The organism is Streptococcus cameli (assembly GCF_053207365.1).
The window spans coordinates 371012-389152 of sequence record NZ_JBRUIM010000001.1 but is presented as its reverse complement, the minus strand read 5'-3'; the positions used below and the strand labels follow the sequence as shown (position 1 = coordinate 389152).

Sequence of the window (18141 nt, the reverse complement as noted above, 5' to 3'; positions counted from 1 at the left end):
CGGACAAAAAAACTCCATATAGAAACTATATGGAGTTTTTTTATTCAATGCTAGTTGCCGGGATCGAACCGGCGACCTCATCCTTACCATGGATGCGCTCTGCCTACTGAGCTAAACCAGCATACTATGTAATTGTATCATATTCTCTTCGTTTGTCAATATCTTTGTGTTTGGAAATCGTGATTTCTGTCCCAGCTTGCATTTTGGTGTATTTTTCTTTAGAATAGAAAAAAACAGAAAATGAGGTGAATCTATGATTATTGGGGTTCCAAAAGAAATTAAAAATCACGAAAACCGCGTGGCTTTAACACCTGCCGGTGTAGCAAGTCTAGTCCAAGCTGGCCATACTGTCCAGATCGAAACAAGGGCTGGTGAAGGATCTGGTTTTGCAGATAAAGATTACCAAGAACAAGGGGCACAAATTGTGGCAACTGCTCAGAAAGCTTGGGCTGCTCAAATGGTCTTAAAAGTTAAAGAACCCTTGGAAGCTGAATATGGCTATTTACGGGAAGATTTACTCCTCTTTACCTATCTCCATATGGCTCCAGCCCCAGCATTAGCAGACGCTATGCTAACGGCCAAAACAACGAGTATCGCCTATGAAACAGTGACCAATAACTTTGGTCAATTGCCACTTTTGATCCCAATGAGTGAGGTCGCTGGTCGTATGGCTGTCCAAATCGGGGCTCACTTCCTGACCAAACAAGAAGGTGGTTCTGGTGTCCTATTGGGTGGTGTTCCAGGGGTACCAAAAGGAAACATCGTCATTATTGGAGGTGGTGTTGTGGGAACACAAGCGGCCCGCGTTGCCCTAGGATTCGGAGCAAAAGTAACCATTTTAGATATTTCTGCCAAACGCTTGGCTGACTTAGAGGATATCTTTGGTAACCAAATCCAAACCCTCATGTCCAACCCGTTTAATATCGCCCAAGCTGTGCAAGATGCCGATTTGGTCGTTGGTGCTGTCTTAATTCCAGGTGCCAAGGCACCGAAGCTCGTGACAGAAGAGATGGTGAAGACCATGCGTCCTGGATCTGTTATAGTGGATGTGGCCGTTGACCAAGGCGGTGTCATCGAAACAGCCGATCAAGTAACGACCCATGAGAACCCTGTCTATGAAAAACATGGTGTACTCCACTATGCAGTGGCCAATATCCCAGGTGCTGTTGCTAGAACATCAACTTTGGCCTTGACCAATGTTACCCTTCCTTATGTCTTGGAATTGGCCAACAAAGGATTCCAACAAGCCATTGCCGATGATAGTGGTCTTCTACAAGGCGTTACAACCCATAAAGGCCATATCACTAGCCTCCCTGTTGCTGAAGGTTTGGGAAGACTTTATACACCCGTGACTGATTTATTGTCATAATGAAAAAAGCTGGTTAACACCAGCTTTTTTCATTAGACTAATTCTTTTAACTTACTTTGATTGACCTCTGGATAGGCATCAAGGAAGTTGCTAATTTCTTTTAAAACCGCAGGAATGTGTCCTTTTTCGTCGTTTTCAACTTGTAAGACCAAGAGAGGCTCATGAAGGCTCATGCGGAGCAAGAACCAACCTTGGCCAAATGGCTCTGACAAGACAAAGCGGATGCCTTCTTCGTTTTCAGGATTGACGGTCCAACCTGCTACTGCATGATTTTCCAAGTCAGAAATAACTTGTTTTCCTAAGGTTTTGTAATCTTCGGTTTCCAATTTAAAACGGACTTCTTGTGTTTCAAGAGGTTGTTTCAAATCAGCAATTAAATCATCGACCGTTTGGCCTTTTTCCACTAGTTTTGGCAAGAGCATAAGAATTTTAGCTGCTGCATAGGTCCCATCATCTAGGAAATAATTTTCCTTAAAGGCTGCGTGACCACTTGTTTCAATAGCCAATTGGCAATCGATCCCCGCTTCATTTGCAGCAATCGCCCGATTGATGACATTTCGGTAGCCCGAAATATAGCGAATTTGTTTGCCACCTAAGTTTTCAATAAAGTCCTTAAGGTGGTCAGAAGTTGGTGAGTTGGTGACAATGCTAGTACCTGGGTGTTCGCTAAGGGCAATCTGGCTTAAAACAGCAATCAAATTGTTACGGTTGAGAATTTCTCCCTTACTGGTCACCACTGCCGCCCGGTCCACATCGGTATCAAAGATAATTCCTAAATCTGCCTTATGGTTTAAAACAGCCTCCTGAATGCTGGCCATAGCTTCCTTATTGTCTGGGTTTGGAATGTGATTTGGGAAGGTCCCATCCGGCTCTAAGAATTGCGAACCATCTGTATCTGCTCCTAAGACCGCCAATACTTTGTCTGCAAAGAAACCACCCGCACCATTTCCTGCATCCACAATAATCTTCATCCCAGACAAGGGTTGATCAGTAGCAACACCACTACCCTTTTGGATTTTTTCAACCAAGTCTTTGGAATACGGAGTTAGAATATCGGCTTTTTCGATTTGTCCCTCACGGTCATGGTGATTGTAGTCCGTGTTTTCTAAAATAAAATCGATATCTTCGTGTTCTGCTCCGCCTTTTTTGCTAAAAATCTTAATCCCATTAAAGTAGTATGGCAAATGGCTGGCTGTAATCATAACGCCCGCATCACAGGAAAATTCGTCGTACTGGGTCGCCATAAACATGGCTGGAGTTGTTGCTAATCCAAAATCAAGCACTTGAACACCTTGGGCGGTCAATTCATCCATCAAGATTTGAGCCAACTGAGGCCCACTGAGGCGACTGTCTCTTCCGACACCAATTTTGAGCTTGCCTGCTTGATAAGCCTCTTCATTTTCTTTTCGAAGCCAAGCAATCAATCCTGCCGCAATGCTTTTAACAGCTTCTGGGGTTAGGGTAACTGCGAGTTCATCGGTTGCGATGGCAATCCCTCGAATATCGGATCCATTTTGTAACGTTGCCAATTTTGACATAGGTGACCTCCTTGAAATAACGCTTTCACAGGTCTATTCTATCATAATTTTTTGATTTTTGAAACTGCTTGCAAATCTTTAGAAAGTTTTTTGAGAAAGAACACCATCTTTCATCTCATAAACCTTGTCACAGTTTTCAATCATACGAAGATCATGGGTCACCATGACAATCGCTTTTTGGCGTTTTTTAGCTTCTTTAGCCAAAAGCTCTACCACCTCATAGGCCCGATTCGTATCCAAACTAGCTGTTGGCTCGTCAGCTAAAATGATATCAGGATCATGGTAGAGTGCCCGCGCAATCGCCACACGCTGTCGTTCACCACCTGAAATATCCTTTGGTAATTTCTTAGCTAAATGACTCACGCTTAATTCTTCCAAGAGTTGTTCTTTTAATTCAATTTGTGGCTTTTTCGTAATCTTATCCACTAACTGCAACTGTTGCTCAACAGTTAGATATGGAATCAGATTAGAACTTTGTAAAACAAAACCGATCTGTTTAAAGCGCAAGGCTGCTCGGTCTTTTTCTGATAAATTGCTGTAGGAATGCTGCCCAACCAATACGTCACCACTTGTTGGCTGCTGCAAACCACCTGCAATGGTTAAAAAGGTACTTTTTCCAGAACCAGATGGACCAATAACGGCTACAAATTCTCCCTTTTCAATTGAAAAGTCAGTTGGATGCAAGGCCACAATCTCCTGATTTCCATCGAAAAAGGTTTTCGTGACTTGTTTTAATTGTAATGCTGTCATACTCTCTCCTAACTAATACTTTTAAGGGGATCAATTTTAGCAATAATCCCAACCGAAAAGAGACTGCCGAGGGTTGAAAATAGCAGCAATGACGCCACTACCAGACCATTTAGAGTCCAATTCATCTGAAAAGGAACCTGGCTCGGTAAAACAAGGGCAGATGCAACCGTTGCTAATAAGCCCAATCCAACACCAGTCGCGACTAAAAGTAATGTTTGAATAAGGACAGAACGTCCGATATAGGTTGTTGAAATCCCTTGCGTCTTCATTACACCAAAAATCTGTGTTTTTTGCATGGTTAAAACATACATAAAAATACCGATGACAATCGCAACAATTAAGATTAAAAAGCCAATCATAAAGCCAAAGGTTAAAACTTGGGCAGAGTAGCCAGGGATTTTATTGATAAATTCAGCTATTGTGATGGCTTCTAACTGCTCACTCGGGTAATCCTTTAGCGCTCCTTGAACGACGATGGCATTGATGCGGTCTTCTCCTTGAGAAATTGAAGAGGCTTGCAATGTAGAAAATGTCTCAAAATTGGTGTACATGAGGGGCGCAACATTGTAACTAGCTTCTTTGGCAAGGCCCACAATCTCCAAAGTAACATCTGTTTTTGCAATTTCAACCTCATCCCCAATGGCAAATTCATTTTCCTTGGCCAAGCGTTCGGAAATGACGACCTGCCCCTCATCAGAAATAGCTTCCCCTTCAATAATGGTCGGTGATAAGAAGCTATCTTCTTCTATGGCAAAAATGGTAGCCTTGACCTTGTCTTCATCCGCAGGGTCTTCGACAACCCAGCTGACAACCGATTGGAGGGCCAAAGGACTGGCCTTGTCCGCCTCGACTTCTTGTACCAAGTCTCTTTCAAAACTAGACAAGGTCAGGGTTTGGTAGGCATCTTCAGCCAGCAAAACCGTATCGGCTTTCCAAAAATCGACACCACTTCGATTCAAATTGGCTAAACCATTAGCCAATCCAACTAGAAAAAAGACCAAGTACGAGATCAGTAAGATCAGGCTGATGATTAAGCCATAGCGAAGCTTGGCTTGTTTGATTTCATTCAATGCGAGAAACACGTTCTCTCCTTTCTAAAAAAACAAGATGGAGACAAGCTCCATCTTTTCGTCAGTTCTTGTATGATAAAATATGTGAAATGTGCTCTTTTAAAAGCGGTACTGTCTCCGTTTGAAACCAAGGATTCTTGGCTAACCAGATTTGATTGCGAGGCGAGGGGTGTACTAAGGGAAAGTATGTTGGCAAATAATCTTTAGCATCTCGAACAGTGGCAGTTAGATTTTCTTTGCGCTGGTCCCCTAGATAGTGGGCTTGGGCATACTGGCCAATCAAAATGGTCAACTCGATTGCCGGCATCTGGGCCAGCAACTGGGGATGCCATTTTTGCGCAAAACCCTTTCGAGGTGGCAAATCACCCGATTTTCCAGAACCTGGGAAATAGAAATCCATGGGCAAGATTGCAAAAAGGCCCGAGTCATAAAACGTTTCCTCATCCACACCCAGCCAGTCCCGCAAGCGATCCCCACTCCGGTCTTGAAAGAGTTGTCCCTTTTCCTGGGCTAAAAGACCAGGTGCCTGCCCAATCAATAAGATTCGAGCAGATGCCGGCGCCTGAAAGAGAGGCTCAATACCCACCTGTGTATAAACAGCATTGGCCTCATCCAGTTTGATGGCAGCCTTCAGTTTATCCATGGTCATCTTTGTCTACTGCCGGTTGTCCAATGGTCTCATAGCTGGTTTTCTCTGCCTGTTCATTTTTGGGAAAAGAGCGGCGCTCTGCCTCTGTTTCGTAGGCCTTGATGATGTCCGCTACCACAGGGTGGCGCACCACATCCTTGGCAGATAGGTATACAAAATCAATTTGGGAGATATGGCCCAGTTTGTCCTTGGCATCAATCAAGCCCGACTTGACATTTCGTGGCAAGTCAATTTGACTAACGTCTCCGTTGATGATCATCTTAGAATTAAAACCAAGACGGGTCAAGAACATCTTCATCTGCATGATGGTTGTATTTTGAGCTTCATCCAAAATCACAAAGGCATCATCCAAGGTCCGCCCCCGCATGTAGGCCAAAGGAGCAATCTCAATGATTTCTCTTTCCATCAAACGGGTCGTCTGCTCTTTTCCTAGAATTTGGTAAAGGGCATCGTAAACAGGACGAAGATAGGGATCTACTTTTTCCTTTAAATCTCCTGGCAAAAATCCGAGGCTTTCACCAGCTTCTACAGCCGGACGGGTCAGGATAATCCGCTTGACTTGACCTCGCTTGAGAGCAGTCACAGCCAAGGTCACCGCTAAAAAGGTTTTTCCTGTGCCTGCAGGACCAATTCCAAAGACCACATCGTGGCGTTTAACACTGTCGACATAGACCTTTTGCCCCAGTGTCTTAATTCGAATCGCTTTACCAGCATTGTCCTTAATAATTTCTTCTTCGTACAGGGCGACAAACTTGTCAATGGTCCCATTTTGGGCCATGGACAAGGCCGTCACCACATCCGAAGTGTTGACCAACATGCCACGTCCCACCAAGACCAAGAGGGCTTCAATGGTTAAGCGGGCTACTTCAATCGCCTCTTCATCATCTCCCAAGATTTGGATCCGCTCCGTACGCGCGTGAATGATCACTCCAAGATTTTCTTCCATAAAGCGCAGATGGCGTTCGTTACTGCCAAACAGGGCCATCACATCATCTGGGTGCTTTAAAGCAATCTCAACAGAATACTCTTGCAAATAGGCTACCTCTTACTTTCGTTTTTCCTTCTTTCATTATAGCTTATTTACAGCAAAAAATCACGACAAAGCGTGATTTGTTCTTATCTCAACTTCTCCAGAGACTGAGCTAAACGCCTTTTCATCTCTTCCAATTGCTGGCCAGAGACAAGTTGTTTTTCACTGGTCATTTCCTCAAATGGTAACCACCAGACGGGACCTTTCCCCTTGTGGCCATACTGCTTCAAATCGCCATCTTGACGCGGAAAGAGGTGCCAATGCAGGTGGGCATCCCCATTGCCTAGCGATTCAATGTTCATTTTCTGGGAACCAAAAGCTTGGGCTACAGCTTCTGCCACATCAGCCATTTCAACCAAATGCTGATTGCGCACTTGCTTATCTAAAAAATGGAGTTCCGTTACATGCTCTTTGCTCAAAAAGAGAGTGTAACCTTGAAAATACTGGTGGTCTCCAATCACAACGTAGCCCGTTTCCAGCTCTGCGACAAAATAAGGATTTCGTCCGTTTTTAATGGCCCCGATTCGCTCACAAATCAAACACATGTATTTCTCCTTAATGGCTCAAATAGTCTTCCCAAATACGGTCAAAGTCTCCTAAATGAAAGGCAAAGCTCGCCTCATCTTCTAGGTAGCGACTGATGGTATCAAAATCATCTGTGTGCTTTGGAAAAGTAGTGTCTTCAAAGGCCAAATCTGCTAAAAGCGCCACCGGTTGGTTGGATTTAGGATTTCGCTCTGTCATTAGCCAAGTGTAAAAGGATTTTCGCATGTTCTCACCTCATTTTATTCTGATACATTATACCATAAAATAAAACAGAACAGTCTTCCTGTGTTACAATAGACAAAAGGAGAAAACGATGACAAGAGAACATCAATCTTTACAGATGCCACCGATCGGATTTGGCACATTTGGACTTCAAAAACAAGAAGGGGAAGACTTGATCCAAGTAGCTGTTGCAAATGGTTTTCGGCTTTTTGATGCCGCTAACCGCTACCAAAACGAACGCGTTGTAGGAAGAGGTCTACAAGCCTCTGGAGTAGCCAGACATGACTACTACCTCACGTCTAAAATTTGGCCAACCGATTTTGCTGCTTACAAGCTCAAAAAAGCCCTTGCCACTACCCTGGACCGCCTGCAAACGGACTACCTTGATTTGGTCCTCTTGCACCGTCCTATCGGCGATTACAAGACAGCTTGGAAAGCCCTCGAAGAAGAAGTTCTAGCCGGTAGAATCAAAGCTATTGGCCTGTCCAACTTTAGTATTTCTCAAATCAAAGAGATTCTCAGCACGGCTAGAATACGCCCAACAGTCTTACAAGAAGAGTGCCACCCCTACTACCAACAAAAGGAGATGAAAACCTTCGCCCAAAAAGAAAATATGACCATCCAGGCATGGTACCCACTGGGCTCTGGTAAAAGTGGTCTCTTGCAAGAAACCATCTTGAAAGACTTGGCCACAAAGCACCACACCACTCCTGTCAACATTATCCTAGCCTGGCACCTGCATTCTGGAGTCGTTCCTATCGTTGGCTCTAAAAATCCAGCCCACATCGCCAGCAATCTTGATAGCCAAGCAATTAAGCTGAGTGCAGACGAAATCCAAGTGATTGAAGGATTGGATAAAAACCAGCCACTCTTTACAGAACCGAAATGGTGGACGTGGATTATGTGCCATATCGGGATGATCCACCAAGCCTAATCACAAGCATGGCATCACAATCGTAAAAAGAGCTTGCCAAGACCAACTTCCTATGGTACACTAGCTACAACTACAACAAAAGGAGGACCGAATCTATGTTAAAAATGAAAAGAACTACACACCTATCGTCGCTCTTTGATTCGGTTTCTACCTCATCAGGGTCTTTTGTCGTGTACTAAGAAAGTCCCTACATCAATGATTAGAACATCCTTTCAGAGAGCTTACTCTGCGGTCCTGACCGCCTCTTTGAAAGGATTTTTTATGTCGATTAAAACCTATCTTTACCGTTGCCCTAAGGAAAATAGCATTCTTCTCTTTTGGCTAATCATCAACTCTGCTTGCTTGTGGGCAAATGGGATTTTGAGCGCCCGCGCCCTGACAAGCCTAGTCGCCCTTGAGTTTCAGACCTTCTTCTTGACTTGTTTGGGAATTTTTCTGGTCTACCTGCTTTGGAGTCTCCAAATCCAACAAGTTAACCACTGGCGTGAACGGGCCATTCAAGCCATAGATACGGAATTACGCAAGGATATTGCCCAAGCCCTAAGCTATGCGGATAGCCAAACCTTCCAAAAGGAAACTCCCGAAACCTATGCGTCTTGGTTGACCAATGATGTGGCAACCATCAATGATTTGGGCTTTGAAGTCTTAGAATACATGATCATGCAAGGCATGAATGCCCTTATCGGAGCCCTGACCTTGTTGCGGTTTCACCCGACGTTTGCCGTGACACTGATTTTCTTTGCAGCCTTGATGCAACTTGTTCCTAAGGTCTTCCAAAAAGCGATTGAGGAAAAAGCTCTGCTCTTTACCAAGAAACAAGAGGCCTTATTGGCCCAGATTACAGATGTTCTAGAAGGCTTTCAAGCCTTACTAACAGCCAACCGTCTTTTTGTCCTGCCACAAAAAATCGAAGAAGCTTCACACAATTTTGCCAAAAGCAAGATTGACTACAGCACCACCTTTGGACACTTTATGGTCACACAAAATCTCCTGTCTATGGCCAGCCAAATTGCCATTTTGACCCAAGCTGGTTACTTGTTTTCCCGTGGATTAGTGCCTGTTGGTGCGGTAACTTCTTCCCAATATTTTGCCTCAACCATCTTTACCAGTTTGACAGGCTTTTTAGCCAATGCCAGTGAACTCAAGTCCTGCCAGCCCATTTTTGAAAAATTCGCAGCCTTACCAAACCAAAAATCTGAGGAAGAACAAATCGTCTTGAAACAAGCAAACATAGACGTGGTAGATCTCTCCTTTTCATATGAAAACCAACCCATCTTCCAAAACCTGAACCTTGCTTTTCAAGCTGGTCAAAAATACGCCATTACAGGCCCTTCTGGTCGTGGAAAATCAACCCTCTTAAAATTATTGGCTGGTGAATTACAGGCCAGTAACGGACTCATTCGCTACGGTGAGCAAGCAATGAGCAAACTGAGCCAACATAATATCAATTCCTTTTTAACCTACCTTCCGCAAACAGCCTACCTCTTTCAAGAAAGCTTGGCCTTTAACCTGACACTTGGTGCCCCCCTAGAAGAAGAACGTGTACTCAGCCTTTTTAACAAATTGGCGTTAACTGATTGGTTCACTAGTCTTCCTCACGGATTTGACACAATTTTAGACGGGCAATGCCGTCCATCTGGAGGACAAGCCCAGAAAATTTGCTTGATACGGGCCCTTCTTCTGGACAAACCCTTCTTGCTATTAGATGAAAGTCTTTCTGCTATTGACCCCACAAGCCGTCAAGCGATTGAAGATTACCTCCACTCGCTAGATACAACCCTCATCCATGTCAGCCACCAACTGGAGCCAATACACTCTCAAAACTACCAAATTATCAATTTGACTGTCTAAATAGATGTGCCTTAACAACAAAACAGACCGAGAAGTCTCAGTCTGTTTTTTCTGTTAGCTAATTTTTTAAATTAGATAATTCTTCTAACATTGGTGAATAATCTACTTTATCAAAATCAGTGACATCAAACTCATATAATTTTCCTAATGAAAAATGATTGTATTGCCTATCTTCAATAATTTGATGAAATGCCTGTTTTGTTATATGATTATCCGCTAATGTACGATCTTCTATAACATCACCATAATGATAATGACTCATAATGAAGCTTAAATGCCGGCTTTCATCTATATCCCTCTTACGTCTTCTTTCCCATAAAACTTCAAAATCAGCTACTAAGCGAATGGTTATAATTTCATAATGATGTTTTTCAGATAATGCAATAAAGTGATCTTTTTGCTTATGTGAAAATGGGTATTCTGTTAAAACAAATTGTTTCCCAACAGACATATAGAGATCTAAAGCCTGATAATAATATTGCCAAACTTTTTTTTCCAACTCATCTTTTTCAGATAAATTATTAAAACCAACACTTTCCGCCATATCTTCTTTAAATTCATCTGGAGATACAACAAATAGCTTAGGAAGAGTTTCACGAATTAAATTGACAAGATAACTTTTTCCTGTTGCCGGCGGTCCAGCAATCAAAATCAAATATTTCTTCATGAGTTATTTAACATTTAGTGCTTCGCCAGTATTCATAAATAAAGAAATTTTATGTTTGACAATTTCTTTTACTTTTTGGTTGGCAGGAATCACATTATAACGAAGAGATTTGTTAACAGCTGTTTCTGCAAAACAATTTTTTGCCTCTTGGGTCCAATTTACCAATAATTCAGTTCCGACATTAAATTTACGGATACCATTATTAATTAATTCTGGATAGTCTTCTTCTTTCACACCAGTTCCACCGTGGATAACCAATGGAACGTCAACTACATTATGAATTTCTTTTAATAATGGAACCTGTACATCCGTTTTAGATTTAAATTGACCATGGTTGGTTCCAATCGCAACAGCTAAAGCATCTACTCCTGTTTCTCTAACAAAGACTACTGCATCTTCTGGGCGAGTGTATACCTTGTCATTTTCTGCAACCGAAATACCTTCTTCTGTTCCACCAATGGTACCTAGCTCTCCTTCAACCGAAACACCACGTGCATGAGCATACTCAGCTACCAATCTTGTTTTTTCAATATTTTCCTTAAATGGAAGATTTGAACCATCAAACATAATACTAGAATAACCGGCATCAATTGCATCTTTAATAGCTTCAATATCTCTAGCATGATCTAGGTGGAGAGCAACATCAACTAGACTATTATTTGCTAGTTCTTTGACAACCGCCACGATGACGTTATATCCGATATATTTGGCTGTATCAATACTCGTTTGAATAATGATTGGGGCACCCATTTCCTCAGCAGCTCGAATCATATCTGGAAGCATTTCTAAATTGTGCATATTAAATGCACCAACAGTCATATTTAATTTTTCAGCAACTTCAGTTACTTCTTTCATCGTTTTATACATGTCTCAACTCCTTATCTAGACAGTGTTAACTTTTTGGCTATATTACGCATGTCATCCATTTTAGACATGTAGTAATCAATCCCTTCGTTATCTCTTTCTTTAGCTGCTTGTGCACGTTTTTGATTATAGAGACTCATTAGCTTTTTATAACCATCACCCATTGATAGTTTCTTATCAAGACTAGTTTCCAAAGCTTTTATAGCCCCATCTACATCATTTAATTCAGATTTCCAGATACCAATTTTTTCATATGATACTGCCAAATCTTCTTCTGAATGCAAAGTTTCTAGTAAAGATTCTTCTGCAGCGATATTATTTTGTATTTCAGTTTTATCTTCTTCAGATAATAAAGGTTCTACAACTTCTTTTGAAGTTGTTTTTTCTTTCTTTTTAAAAAATGAAAACATATCTTTCTCTCTTTCTTAAAGCAATTAGATACCCATCATTCTAAAGATTGGACTAAGGATCCATGCGTAGAGTAATGCTGCTGCTACAGTATCTACGTCAGTTGCAGTCGCATTTACAAAACCAAGAGTATTAAAGGCAGTTACCAATAATGCTGGTAATAAAGTAATGAAGAATCCATGAGCAATACCACCGATGATAGCACCTCTTCTTCCACCAACAGCATTACCAAAGATACCTGCTGTACCACCAGCAAAGAAGTTAGTTAACATACCTGGTAAGATAGTTGCTAATCCAAACAATGGGAGAGTTAACATTGCAATAACTGTACCAATAGTTGTTGTAATGAAGCCAAGGATAACTGCATTAGGTGAATAAGGGAAGAATACAGGACAGTCCAATGCTGGAATAGCATCTGGAACCAATTTCATCGCAATTCCACGGAAAGCAGGAACGATTTCTGCCAAGAGCAAACGAACACCAGCAAGCAATACATATACACCAACTACAAACTGAATTGATTGCATGAAAGCATACATCACATATTGTTGGCTACCTGTATCAACTGCGTCTGGTCCAGCAAAGATAGCAGTCACAATATAAAGTGGAACCATCACTACCATTACTGATAAATAAGTATGTTGAAGGAAGTCGAAAGCTTTTGGAAGTTCGATATCTTCAATAGAGCGTTTGTTTTCTCCTTTTTCGCCAAAGATTTTAGCTACACCCGCTTCAAAAAGATAACCAATCGTACAGAAATGCCCAAGAGCGATATCATTTGATCCAGTTACTTTTCGAATAATCGGTTGTGCGATAGCTGGCATTGCAACAGCAAAGAAACCACCGACAATACCACCGAGAATAATTAGAACAAAGCCACGAAGTCCTGCGAAATAACCAAAGACAGTTGTCATGGTTGCCATCCATAGAATCGCTTGTCCTGTTAGGAAAATATATTTCCATTTCGTAATACGAGCAAAAATAATGTTAAATACAAAGATGGCTAAGAAAGTCAGTGCAATATCGCTACCTAATCCTAAGTCATTCATTGCTTGACCATTGATTGCTTCAATTGATGGAACAATACCTTGAGTATGGAAACCTTTCTGGAAAATTTCACCAAAATAAGTCAAACTTCCAACAATAATACTTGATCCTGCACTGAGAACCTGGAAACCTAATAGTGTTTTCAATGTTCCAGAAATAACTTGTCCAAATGATTTCTTCTGTAAAACCAAACCTAACATTGCAATAAGGGCAATCGTAATAGCTGCCTGAGTTAGAATGTTATTGATAATAAAATTAACAATTCCCATTTCCTAAATCTCCTTTTTTATAAAATATTTTTTTCTTTTAGAACTGGAAGTAATTTTTCTTCAATTTCTGCTGAAGAAACAATGTTTTTAAGATAGATAATAGAAGTTTTACTTTCATCTATTGAAAAAGTTGCAAATTGCTTTTGGAAGTTTTGTGCGGTGATAATAATATCTGGTTGCACTGAAGCTGCTGTAGAAATATCAACGTGGTCTAATTTTGCATCAACCTGATATTTGTTTAAAACATCCTCAGCGGCCATTTGAGCTGCAAAGCTACTTCCTAGCCCTGCACCACAAACAAATAAAATTTCTAACTTCTTACCCATTATTTTTCCTCCTTTGAATGGAATAGAATTTGTTTTACTGTATTTATATCTCTTGCTTGAGATAATTGCTCAATCTTATCCGTATCTCGAATCAGGCTAACTAGACTCTTCATGACATTCAAATGAGAGAATGCATCTACTGCTGATAAACAAAACATAACTTGAACAGGTTTTTCTTCATTCTCATCTTCAAATTGTACTGGTTCTTCAAATATCACTAAACTCAAACCCAGTTGTTTGGCCCCATCTTCAGGTCTAGCGTGAGCCAAAGCCATTCCAGGTGCCATAACTATATAAGGCCCGTAGTTTTCCACACTCTGAATCATGGCATCAATATAAGATTCTTCAATAATATCTTGTTGGTGCAAAACATTCCCTGCAATTTTAATCGCATCACGCCAGGTTTCTTTTTGATTCCAGATAACAATTTTGTCATCTGTTAGAATATCTTGTATCATTGGCTGTACCTCTCTTTTATTAATCCGTAACTGATTTTTATGAAATAAATTTTCAATCTGCTCATATACTCCTTTATCTAGAGAATGATGCTTTTCAAATTCTTTTAAAATATCTAGAAATAGTGACGTATAATCGTGTTTATGATTGATGATAATTTGTTTATCCTGATGAAGTTTTAGAAACTGTTGAATTCTTTCTTTCGTGTCCTCTTGAATAATAGATTCTAAAACCAAAAACGGTTTCTCATAGTATTCTAATTCAATCGTAGAGAAAACCAAATCAACATCTAATTTTTGGACAACATCTATTTCTCTTGAATTTAATACTGCAAGTACTTCAATGTTGAAATACTCTTTTAAATTTTCAGCTAATAGCTTGCCAGTTACCATCCCTTGATTACATATGACAACTGCACGATATGAACCTTGTTTTGATTGATTTATCTCACTTAATGCAGTTGAGAAATGTATTGTCAAAAATGCAACTTCATCATCGATGATATCATTCTCTAAAATTTGACTTAACCGCTTAGAAAATTCTTTAACTGCTAAATAGATTGTTCCATAACTATGCTTAATGCGTTCAGTAAGTGGATTAGACAATTGAATTCCCTTAGAAACTCGTGCTACCATACCGACCATATGGTTATATAATCCTTTTTGAAGTTGATTTTCTTTTTTAGCAAATGGAATTCCAGTTTTTTCAGAGACATAATGAATCAATTGAACAATCATCATTTGCAACTCTAACCAATTTGTCGGATTATCATTTTCATTGGTGTAAAGTGTTTTTAATATAAAAGCGATATAACTCTTTTCCCATTTTGGAATGACAATTGGAAATTCTTCATAGACTTGATTCAGATAACTATCTATAGAAGGCGTTAGATGAATCACTTCATCCTCAGTTTTTTCACTAATAAAGTTGCCAGAACTTAACCTCAATAACCAAATGCCTGTAAACAAATTAAAGTACATGCGATATAGGTTATCTTCTCTGTCTGAAATTGTCTTGTCAAATATTGATTCCAATTGGTATAGAAATTTTTCAGGAATATGCTCTGAAATAATTTTAGATTTGGTAATTTCTACACGATAGTGTGAAATGACCATCTCTTGTCCTAAAATTTTAAAAAGCATAATCCTAATCGACGATTCTTTTCCTTCAAACAAAAGACCGTCTTTGGGATGGCTGACGATATCAATATGATATGACTTCAACAGCCGTCTTAACTGCCGCATATCTTCGTCCATCGTAGATTTCGATACATCATATTCAATTTCTTTTTTATTGAGAAAAATACCTTCTTTACCAAAAGCAATTGATAAGATTAAATCTAACTGTCGTTCTTCTCTGCTTAAAAATTCATGCCCATCGCTTAAACGAAGTAAATTTCGCAAACGATCTTTTTCATTATCAGATAGTTGAAGTTGCACTCCTTGAGTTCTGATAGATTTTATTTCTAAAAATTCATGTTCTCTTAAAAATTCATTTATCGTCAAGATTTCATTTCGAATCGTCCTAGAACTTATCGAAAGATCTGTCTCAAAACGTTTGATTGGTATAGGAAACTTTGAAATGAGTAACCTATTTAAGATGTGTAGAGAACGGTCTTTCATATTTCCCACCTTTCTTATAGTTCAAGTATAACTTGAAAGCGTTTTTATTTGTAGTAGATATTTTTGCAAGTTTATATTGCAAAAAACTAAACCTAATTTTCACTCTTCCTATACAACAAAACAGACCGAGAAAGCTCAGTCTGTTTTTCTTGTTAGTGCGCACCTTAGATGAGTTCTGTTCCAAGGGCGTCTTGTTTGATTTTTTTAGCCTTCATAAGTCCACCTAGAGCCTTTTTAAATTGGCCTTTCGAAATGCCAAAGGTCGCCTGAATGTCTTCTGGTGAGGACTTATCATTGAGGGTCATAAAGCCACCATTTGCTTCCAAATAGGTCAAAATCATTTGGGCATCATTTTCCAACATCTCAAAGGAGCGGGGTTTCAAGGATAGATTGAGTGTACGGTCAACTTGGCGGTAGCCAATCACTCGAACCTTTAATTCCTGACCCAAACGCGGTTCACTATAACGCTCACTTGGATGGATAAAGCCCAGCATATTGTTGTCTGGCAAATAGACAAAGGTTCCATTTAATTTCAAGCGGTAGACAATCGCCCGCAACACTTGGTTTTGCATGTTGTCATAGGCTGGTCCAGCCACCTTTTGAAAATCTTCTGGAAAGGCTGGCGAAGCCCAAATCCGGTCCTTCTTGTCTACATGGTACTTAACGTAGAGCTGGTCTCCTTTTTTCGGCCAAAGTTCCTTGATTTCTGGCAGAATATCTAGCGACACAACCACTTCCTTATCTGGAAGTCCAGTATCTAAGAACACACCTAGGTCCTTCCGCACTTCGGTCACAGTCCCCCAGCCAAATTGTGTCTGGGTCACACCAACCTCTTTGGTCGTCAGGCGCAAGCGTTGCTTCATATCCGTGTAAGCAAATCCCTTAACGGATTCCCCCAAACGGTGCTCCCCTTCTTCCTTTGAAAGGGCAAAGGTCAAGCCATCTTTTTGGATAAAGTAAAAATCCGTATTTTCATCTGTCACTATACCTGTGACAAAGGTTGCAAGTAATTGATTCATCTTTTCTTTCTAAAAATGGAGCCAGCGAGGATTTCACTGACTCCTTTGGTTCATTGCACCAGTACAGTTTAATCTGAACTGGTCCTATGACAAGCAAATCCGTGATTAAACTTCTAGCAATTCTTTTTCTTTCGTCGCTGTCATCTCATCAATGTGTTTGATGGCATCATCGGTTACTTTTTGAATGTCTTTTTCAAGACCCTTCAATTCATCTTCTGTAATCTCTTTGGCCTTTTCAGCTTTTTTAGCTTCATCCATGGCATCACGACGGATGTTGCGGATAGCAATCTTAGAGTTTTCACCCACTTTTTTCACTTCTTTGGCCAAGTTTTTACGGGTTTCTTCCGTCAAAGCTGGAATGACCAAACGGATAACGGTACCGTCTGACTGTGGTGTTAAACCGAGGTCTGAAGCGTTTAAGGCCCTCTCAATTTCTTTTAAAATCGACTTATCAAATGGTGTGATCAAGAGCACACGCGCTTCTGGAATCGTAATTCCAGCTAATTGATTGAGGGGAGTTAGGGCACCGTAATATTCTACTTGAATGCGGTCTAAGAGACTGGCATTGGCACGACCAGCACGGATATTTCCAAATTCACGAACCAAACTCTGGTGAGATTGACTCATGCGTTCTTGGGCTTTTGTAACAATTTCCTTTGACATAACTTCTCCTTTATTTTTCTTCCTTATTTGAAACAGTGGTACCGATGGCTTCACCAAAGACAACACGCTTGATATTACCTGGTTCGTTCATATTAAAGACAACGAGGTCAATATCATTGTCCATTGACAATGTCGATGCTGTCGCGTCCATAATTTTGAGGCCACGGCTAATGACTTCACGGTGGGTCAATTCGTTAAATTTAACGGCATTGGCATCCTTCTTCGGATCGGCATTGTAGACACCATCGACACCATTTTTAGCCATGAGGATAGCATCTGCTTCAATTTCAGCTGCACGAAGGGCTGCGGTTGTGTCTGTTGAGAAGTAAGGGGAGCCAATCCCAGCACCAAAAATGACAATCCGATCTTTTTCCAAATGGCGAAGAGCGCGTCCACGAATGTACGGTTCTGCTACATTTTGCATTGGAATAGCTGTTTGCACACGGGTATCTACACCATATTGTTGCAAACTATCTGCCATCACAAGGGCATTCATCACTGTACCAAGCATACCTGTGTAGTCCGCTTGGACACGATCCATACCGGCTTCTGCTGCTGGCTCACCTCGCCACAAGTTTCCACCGCCAATGACCAAGGCAATTTGAATCCCTGAATCATGAACCTCCGCAATTTCTTTTGCCATCAATTGAACCGTTGGTAAGTCAATCCCGACACCACGATCACCAGCCAAAGCCTCACCAGATAACTTAATCAGAATGCGTTCATATTTTGGTTTCATTGTTTCCTCATACTCCTCTTTATTATCTTAACCATTTTATCACAAAAAATCGTTTTTATATAGTATTATCTCTAACAAAAAAGAAAAACCAGACTGGTTTTT

At 40.6% G+C, this 18141-nt stretch carries 19 protein-coding genes and 1 tRNA gene; 3 read left to right on the top strand and 17 right to left on the bottom strand.

What is annotated here, in order from left to right:
- Positions 1-48 precede the first annotated feature (48 nt).
- A tRNA-Thr gene (locus ACVR1I_RS01990) sits at positions 49-121 on the bottom strand.
- A 132-nt stretch (positions 122-253) separates the two neighbouring features.
- Between ACVR1I_RS01990 and ald the strand changes: the two genes are divergently transcribed.
- On the top strand, positions 254-1369 hold the full coding sequence (gene ald, locus ACVR1I_RS01985; RefSeq protein WP_447442372.1) for an alanine dehydrogenase: 1116 nt from the start codon (positions 254-256) through the stop codon (positions 1367-1369).
- Between the two features lie 32 nt (positions 1370-1401).
- Here the strand turns inward: ald and ACVR1I_RS01980 are convergent, their stop codons facing one another.
- From ACVR1I_RS01980 to ACVR1I_RS01950, 7 genes are all read right to left on the bottom strand, one after another.
- Positions 1402-2907: a phosphohexomutase domain-containing protein gene (locus tag ACVR1I_RS01980; protein WP_447442371.1), complete on the bottom strand. Its 1506-nt coding sequence runs from the start codon at positions 2905-2907 to the stop codon at positions 1402-1404.
- Between the two features lie 78 nt (positions 2908-2985).
- Positions 2986-3657 (bottom strand): ABC transporter ATP-binding protein, encoded by a 672-nt coding sequence (locus tag ACVR1I_RS01975; RefSeq protein ID WP_447442370.1) that lies wholly within the window; start codon positions 3655-3657, stop codon positions 2986-2988.
- An 8-nt stretch (positions 3658-3665) separates the two neighbouring features.
- The gene (locus ACVR1I_RS01970; RefSeq protein ID WP_447442369.1) at positions 3666-4739 is read right to left on the bottom strand and encodes an ABC transporter permease; all 1074 of its coding nucleotides are present in this window, start codon (positions 4737-4739) and stop codon (positions 3666-3668) included.
- A 49-nt stretch (positions 4740-4788) separates the two neighbouring features.
- Complete coding sequence (locus ACVR1I_RS01965) at positions 4789-5370, bottom strand: uracil-DNA glycosylase family protein (RefSeq protein WP_447442368.1); 582 nt, start codon at positions 5368-5370, stop codon at positions 4789-4791.
- Complete coding sequence (locus ACVR1I_RS01960) at positions 5363-6409, bottom strand: PhoH family protein (protein ID WP_447442367.1); 1047 nt, start codon at positions 6407-6409, stop codon at positions 5363-5365. The genes ACVR1I_RS01965 and ACVR1I_RS01960 overlap by 8 nt, the downstream gene beginning before the upstream one ends.
- Before the next feature lie 83 nt (positions 6410-6492).
- The gene (locus ACVR1I_RS01955; protein ID WP_447442366.1) at positions 6493-6951 is read right to left on the bottom strand and encodes an HIT family protein; all 459 of its coding nucleotides are present in this window, start codon (positions 6949-6951) and stop codon (positions 6493-6495) included.
- A 10-nt stretch (positions 6952-6961) separates the two neighbouring features.
- The gene (locus ACVR1I_RS01950; protein ID WP_447442365.1) at positions 6962-7177 is read right to left on the bottom strand and encodes a YozE family protein; all 216 of its coding nucleotides are present in this window, start codon (positions 7175-7177) and stop codon (positions 6962-6964) included.
- A gap of 88 nt (positions 7178-7265) precedes the next feature.
- Here ACVR1I_RS01950 and ACVR1I_RS01945 point away from each other — a divergent pair, with 88 nt between their 5' ends.
- Complete coding sequence (locus ACVR1I_RS01945) at positions 7266-8108, top strand: aldo/keto reductase (RefSeq protein ID WP_447442364.1); 843 nt, start codon at positions 7266-7268, stop codon at positions 8106-8108.
- A 195-nt stretch (positions 8109-8303) separates the two neighbouring features.
- Positions 8304-9959 carry an ATP-binding cassette domain-containing protein gene (locus ACVR1I_RS01940; protein ID WP_447442363.1) on the top strand — a complete coding sequence of 552 codons (1656 nt, stop codon included), beginning with the start codon at positions 8304-8306 and terminating at the stop codon, positions 9957-9959.
- Positions 9960-10017: 58 nt separating this feature from the next.
- Here the strand turns inward: ACVR1I_RS01940 and ACVR1I_RS01935 are convergent, their stop codons facing one another.
- The 9 genes from ACVR1I_RS01935 to pyrH all read right to left on the bottom strand — a co-directional run bounded on the left by ACVR1I_RS01935 (position 10018) and on the right by pyrH (position 18039).
- A complete protein-coding gene (locus tag ACVR1I_RS01935) occupies positions 10018-10626 on the bottom strand; it encodes a P-loop nucleotide/nucleoside kinase family protein (RefSeq protein ID WP_447442362.1) in 609 nt (202 codons plus the stop codon).
- 3 nt (positions 10627-10629) lie between these two features.
- Positions 10630-11493 (bottom strand): class II fructose-bisphosphate aldolase, encoded by an 864-nt coding sequence (locus ACVR1I_RS01930; RefSeq protein ID WP_447442361.1) that lies wholly within the window; start codon positions 11491-11493, stop codon positions 10630-10632.
- 11 nt (positions 11494-11504) lie between these two features.
- Complete coding sequence (locus tag ACVR1I_RS01925) at positions 11505-11900, bottom strand: tetratricopeptide repeat protein (RefSeq protein WP_447442360.1); 396 nt, start codon at positions 11898-11900, stop codon at positions 11505-11507.
- Positions 11901-11924: 24 nt separating this feature from the next.
- On the bottom strand, positions 11925-13214 hold the full coding sequence (locus ACVR1I_RS01920) for a PTS sugar transporter subunit IIC (RefSeq protein ID WP_447442359.1): 1290 nt from the start codon (positions 13212-13214) through the stop codon (positions 11925-11927).
- Between the two features lie 17 nt (positions 13215-13231).
- Entirely contained in the window at positions 13232-13540 is a 309-nt protein-coding gene (locus ACVR1I_RS01915) for a PTS sugar transporter subunit IIB (RefSeq protein ID WP_447442358.1), read from the bottom strand.
- Positions 13540-15618, bottom strand: coding sequence for a BglG family transcription antiterminator (locus ACVR1I_RS01910; RefSeq protein WP_447442357.1), 2079 nt, complete (start codon positions 15616-15618; stop codon positions 13540-13542). The genes ACVR1I_RS01915 and ACVR1I_RS01910 overlap by 1 nt, the downstream gene beginning before the upstream one ends.
- A 164-nt stretch (positions 15619-15782) precedes the next feature.
- Positions 15783-16637: a CvfB family protein gene (locus tag ACVR1I_RS01905; RefSeq protein ID WP_447442356.1), complete on the bottom strand. Its 855-nt coding sequence runs from the start codon at positions 16635-16637 to the stop codon at positions 15783-15785.
- Between the two features lie 105 nt (positions 16638-16742).
- Positions 16743-17300, bottom strand: coding sequence for a ribosome recycling factor (frr, locus tag ACVR1I_RS01900; protein ID WP_447442355.1), 558 nt, complete (start codon positions 17298-17300; stop codon positions 16743-16745).
- A 10-nt stretch (positions 17301-17310) separates the two neighbouring features.
- Positions 17311-18039, bottom strand: coding sequence for a UMP kinase (gene pyrH, locus ACVR1I_RS01895; RefSeq protein ID WP_447442354.1), 729 nt, complete (start codon positions 18037-18039; stop codon positions 17311-17313).
- Positions 18040-18141 lie beyond the last annotated feature (102 nt).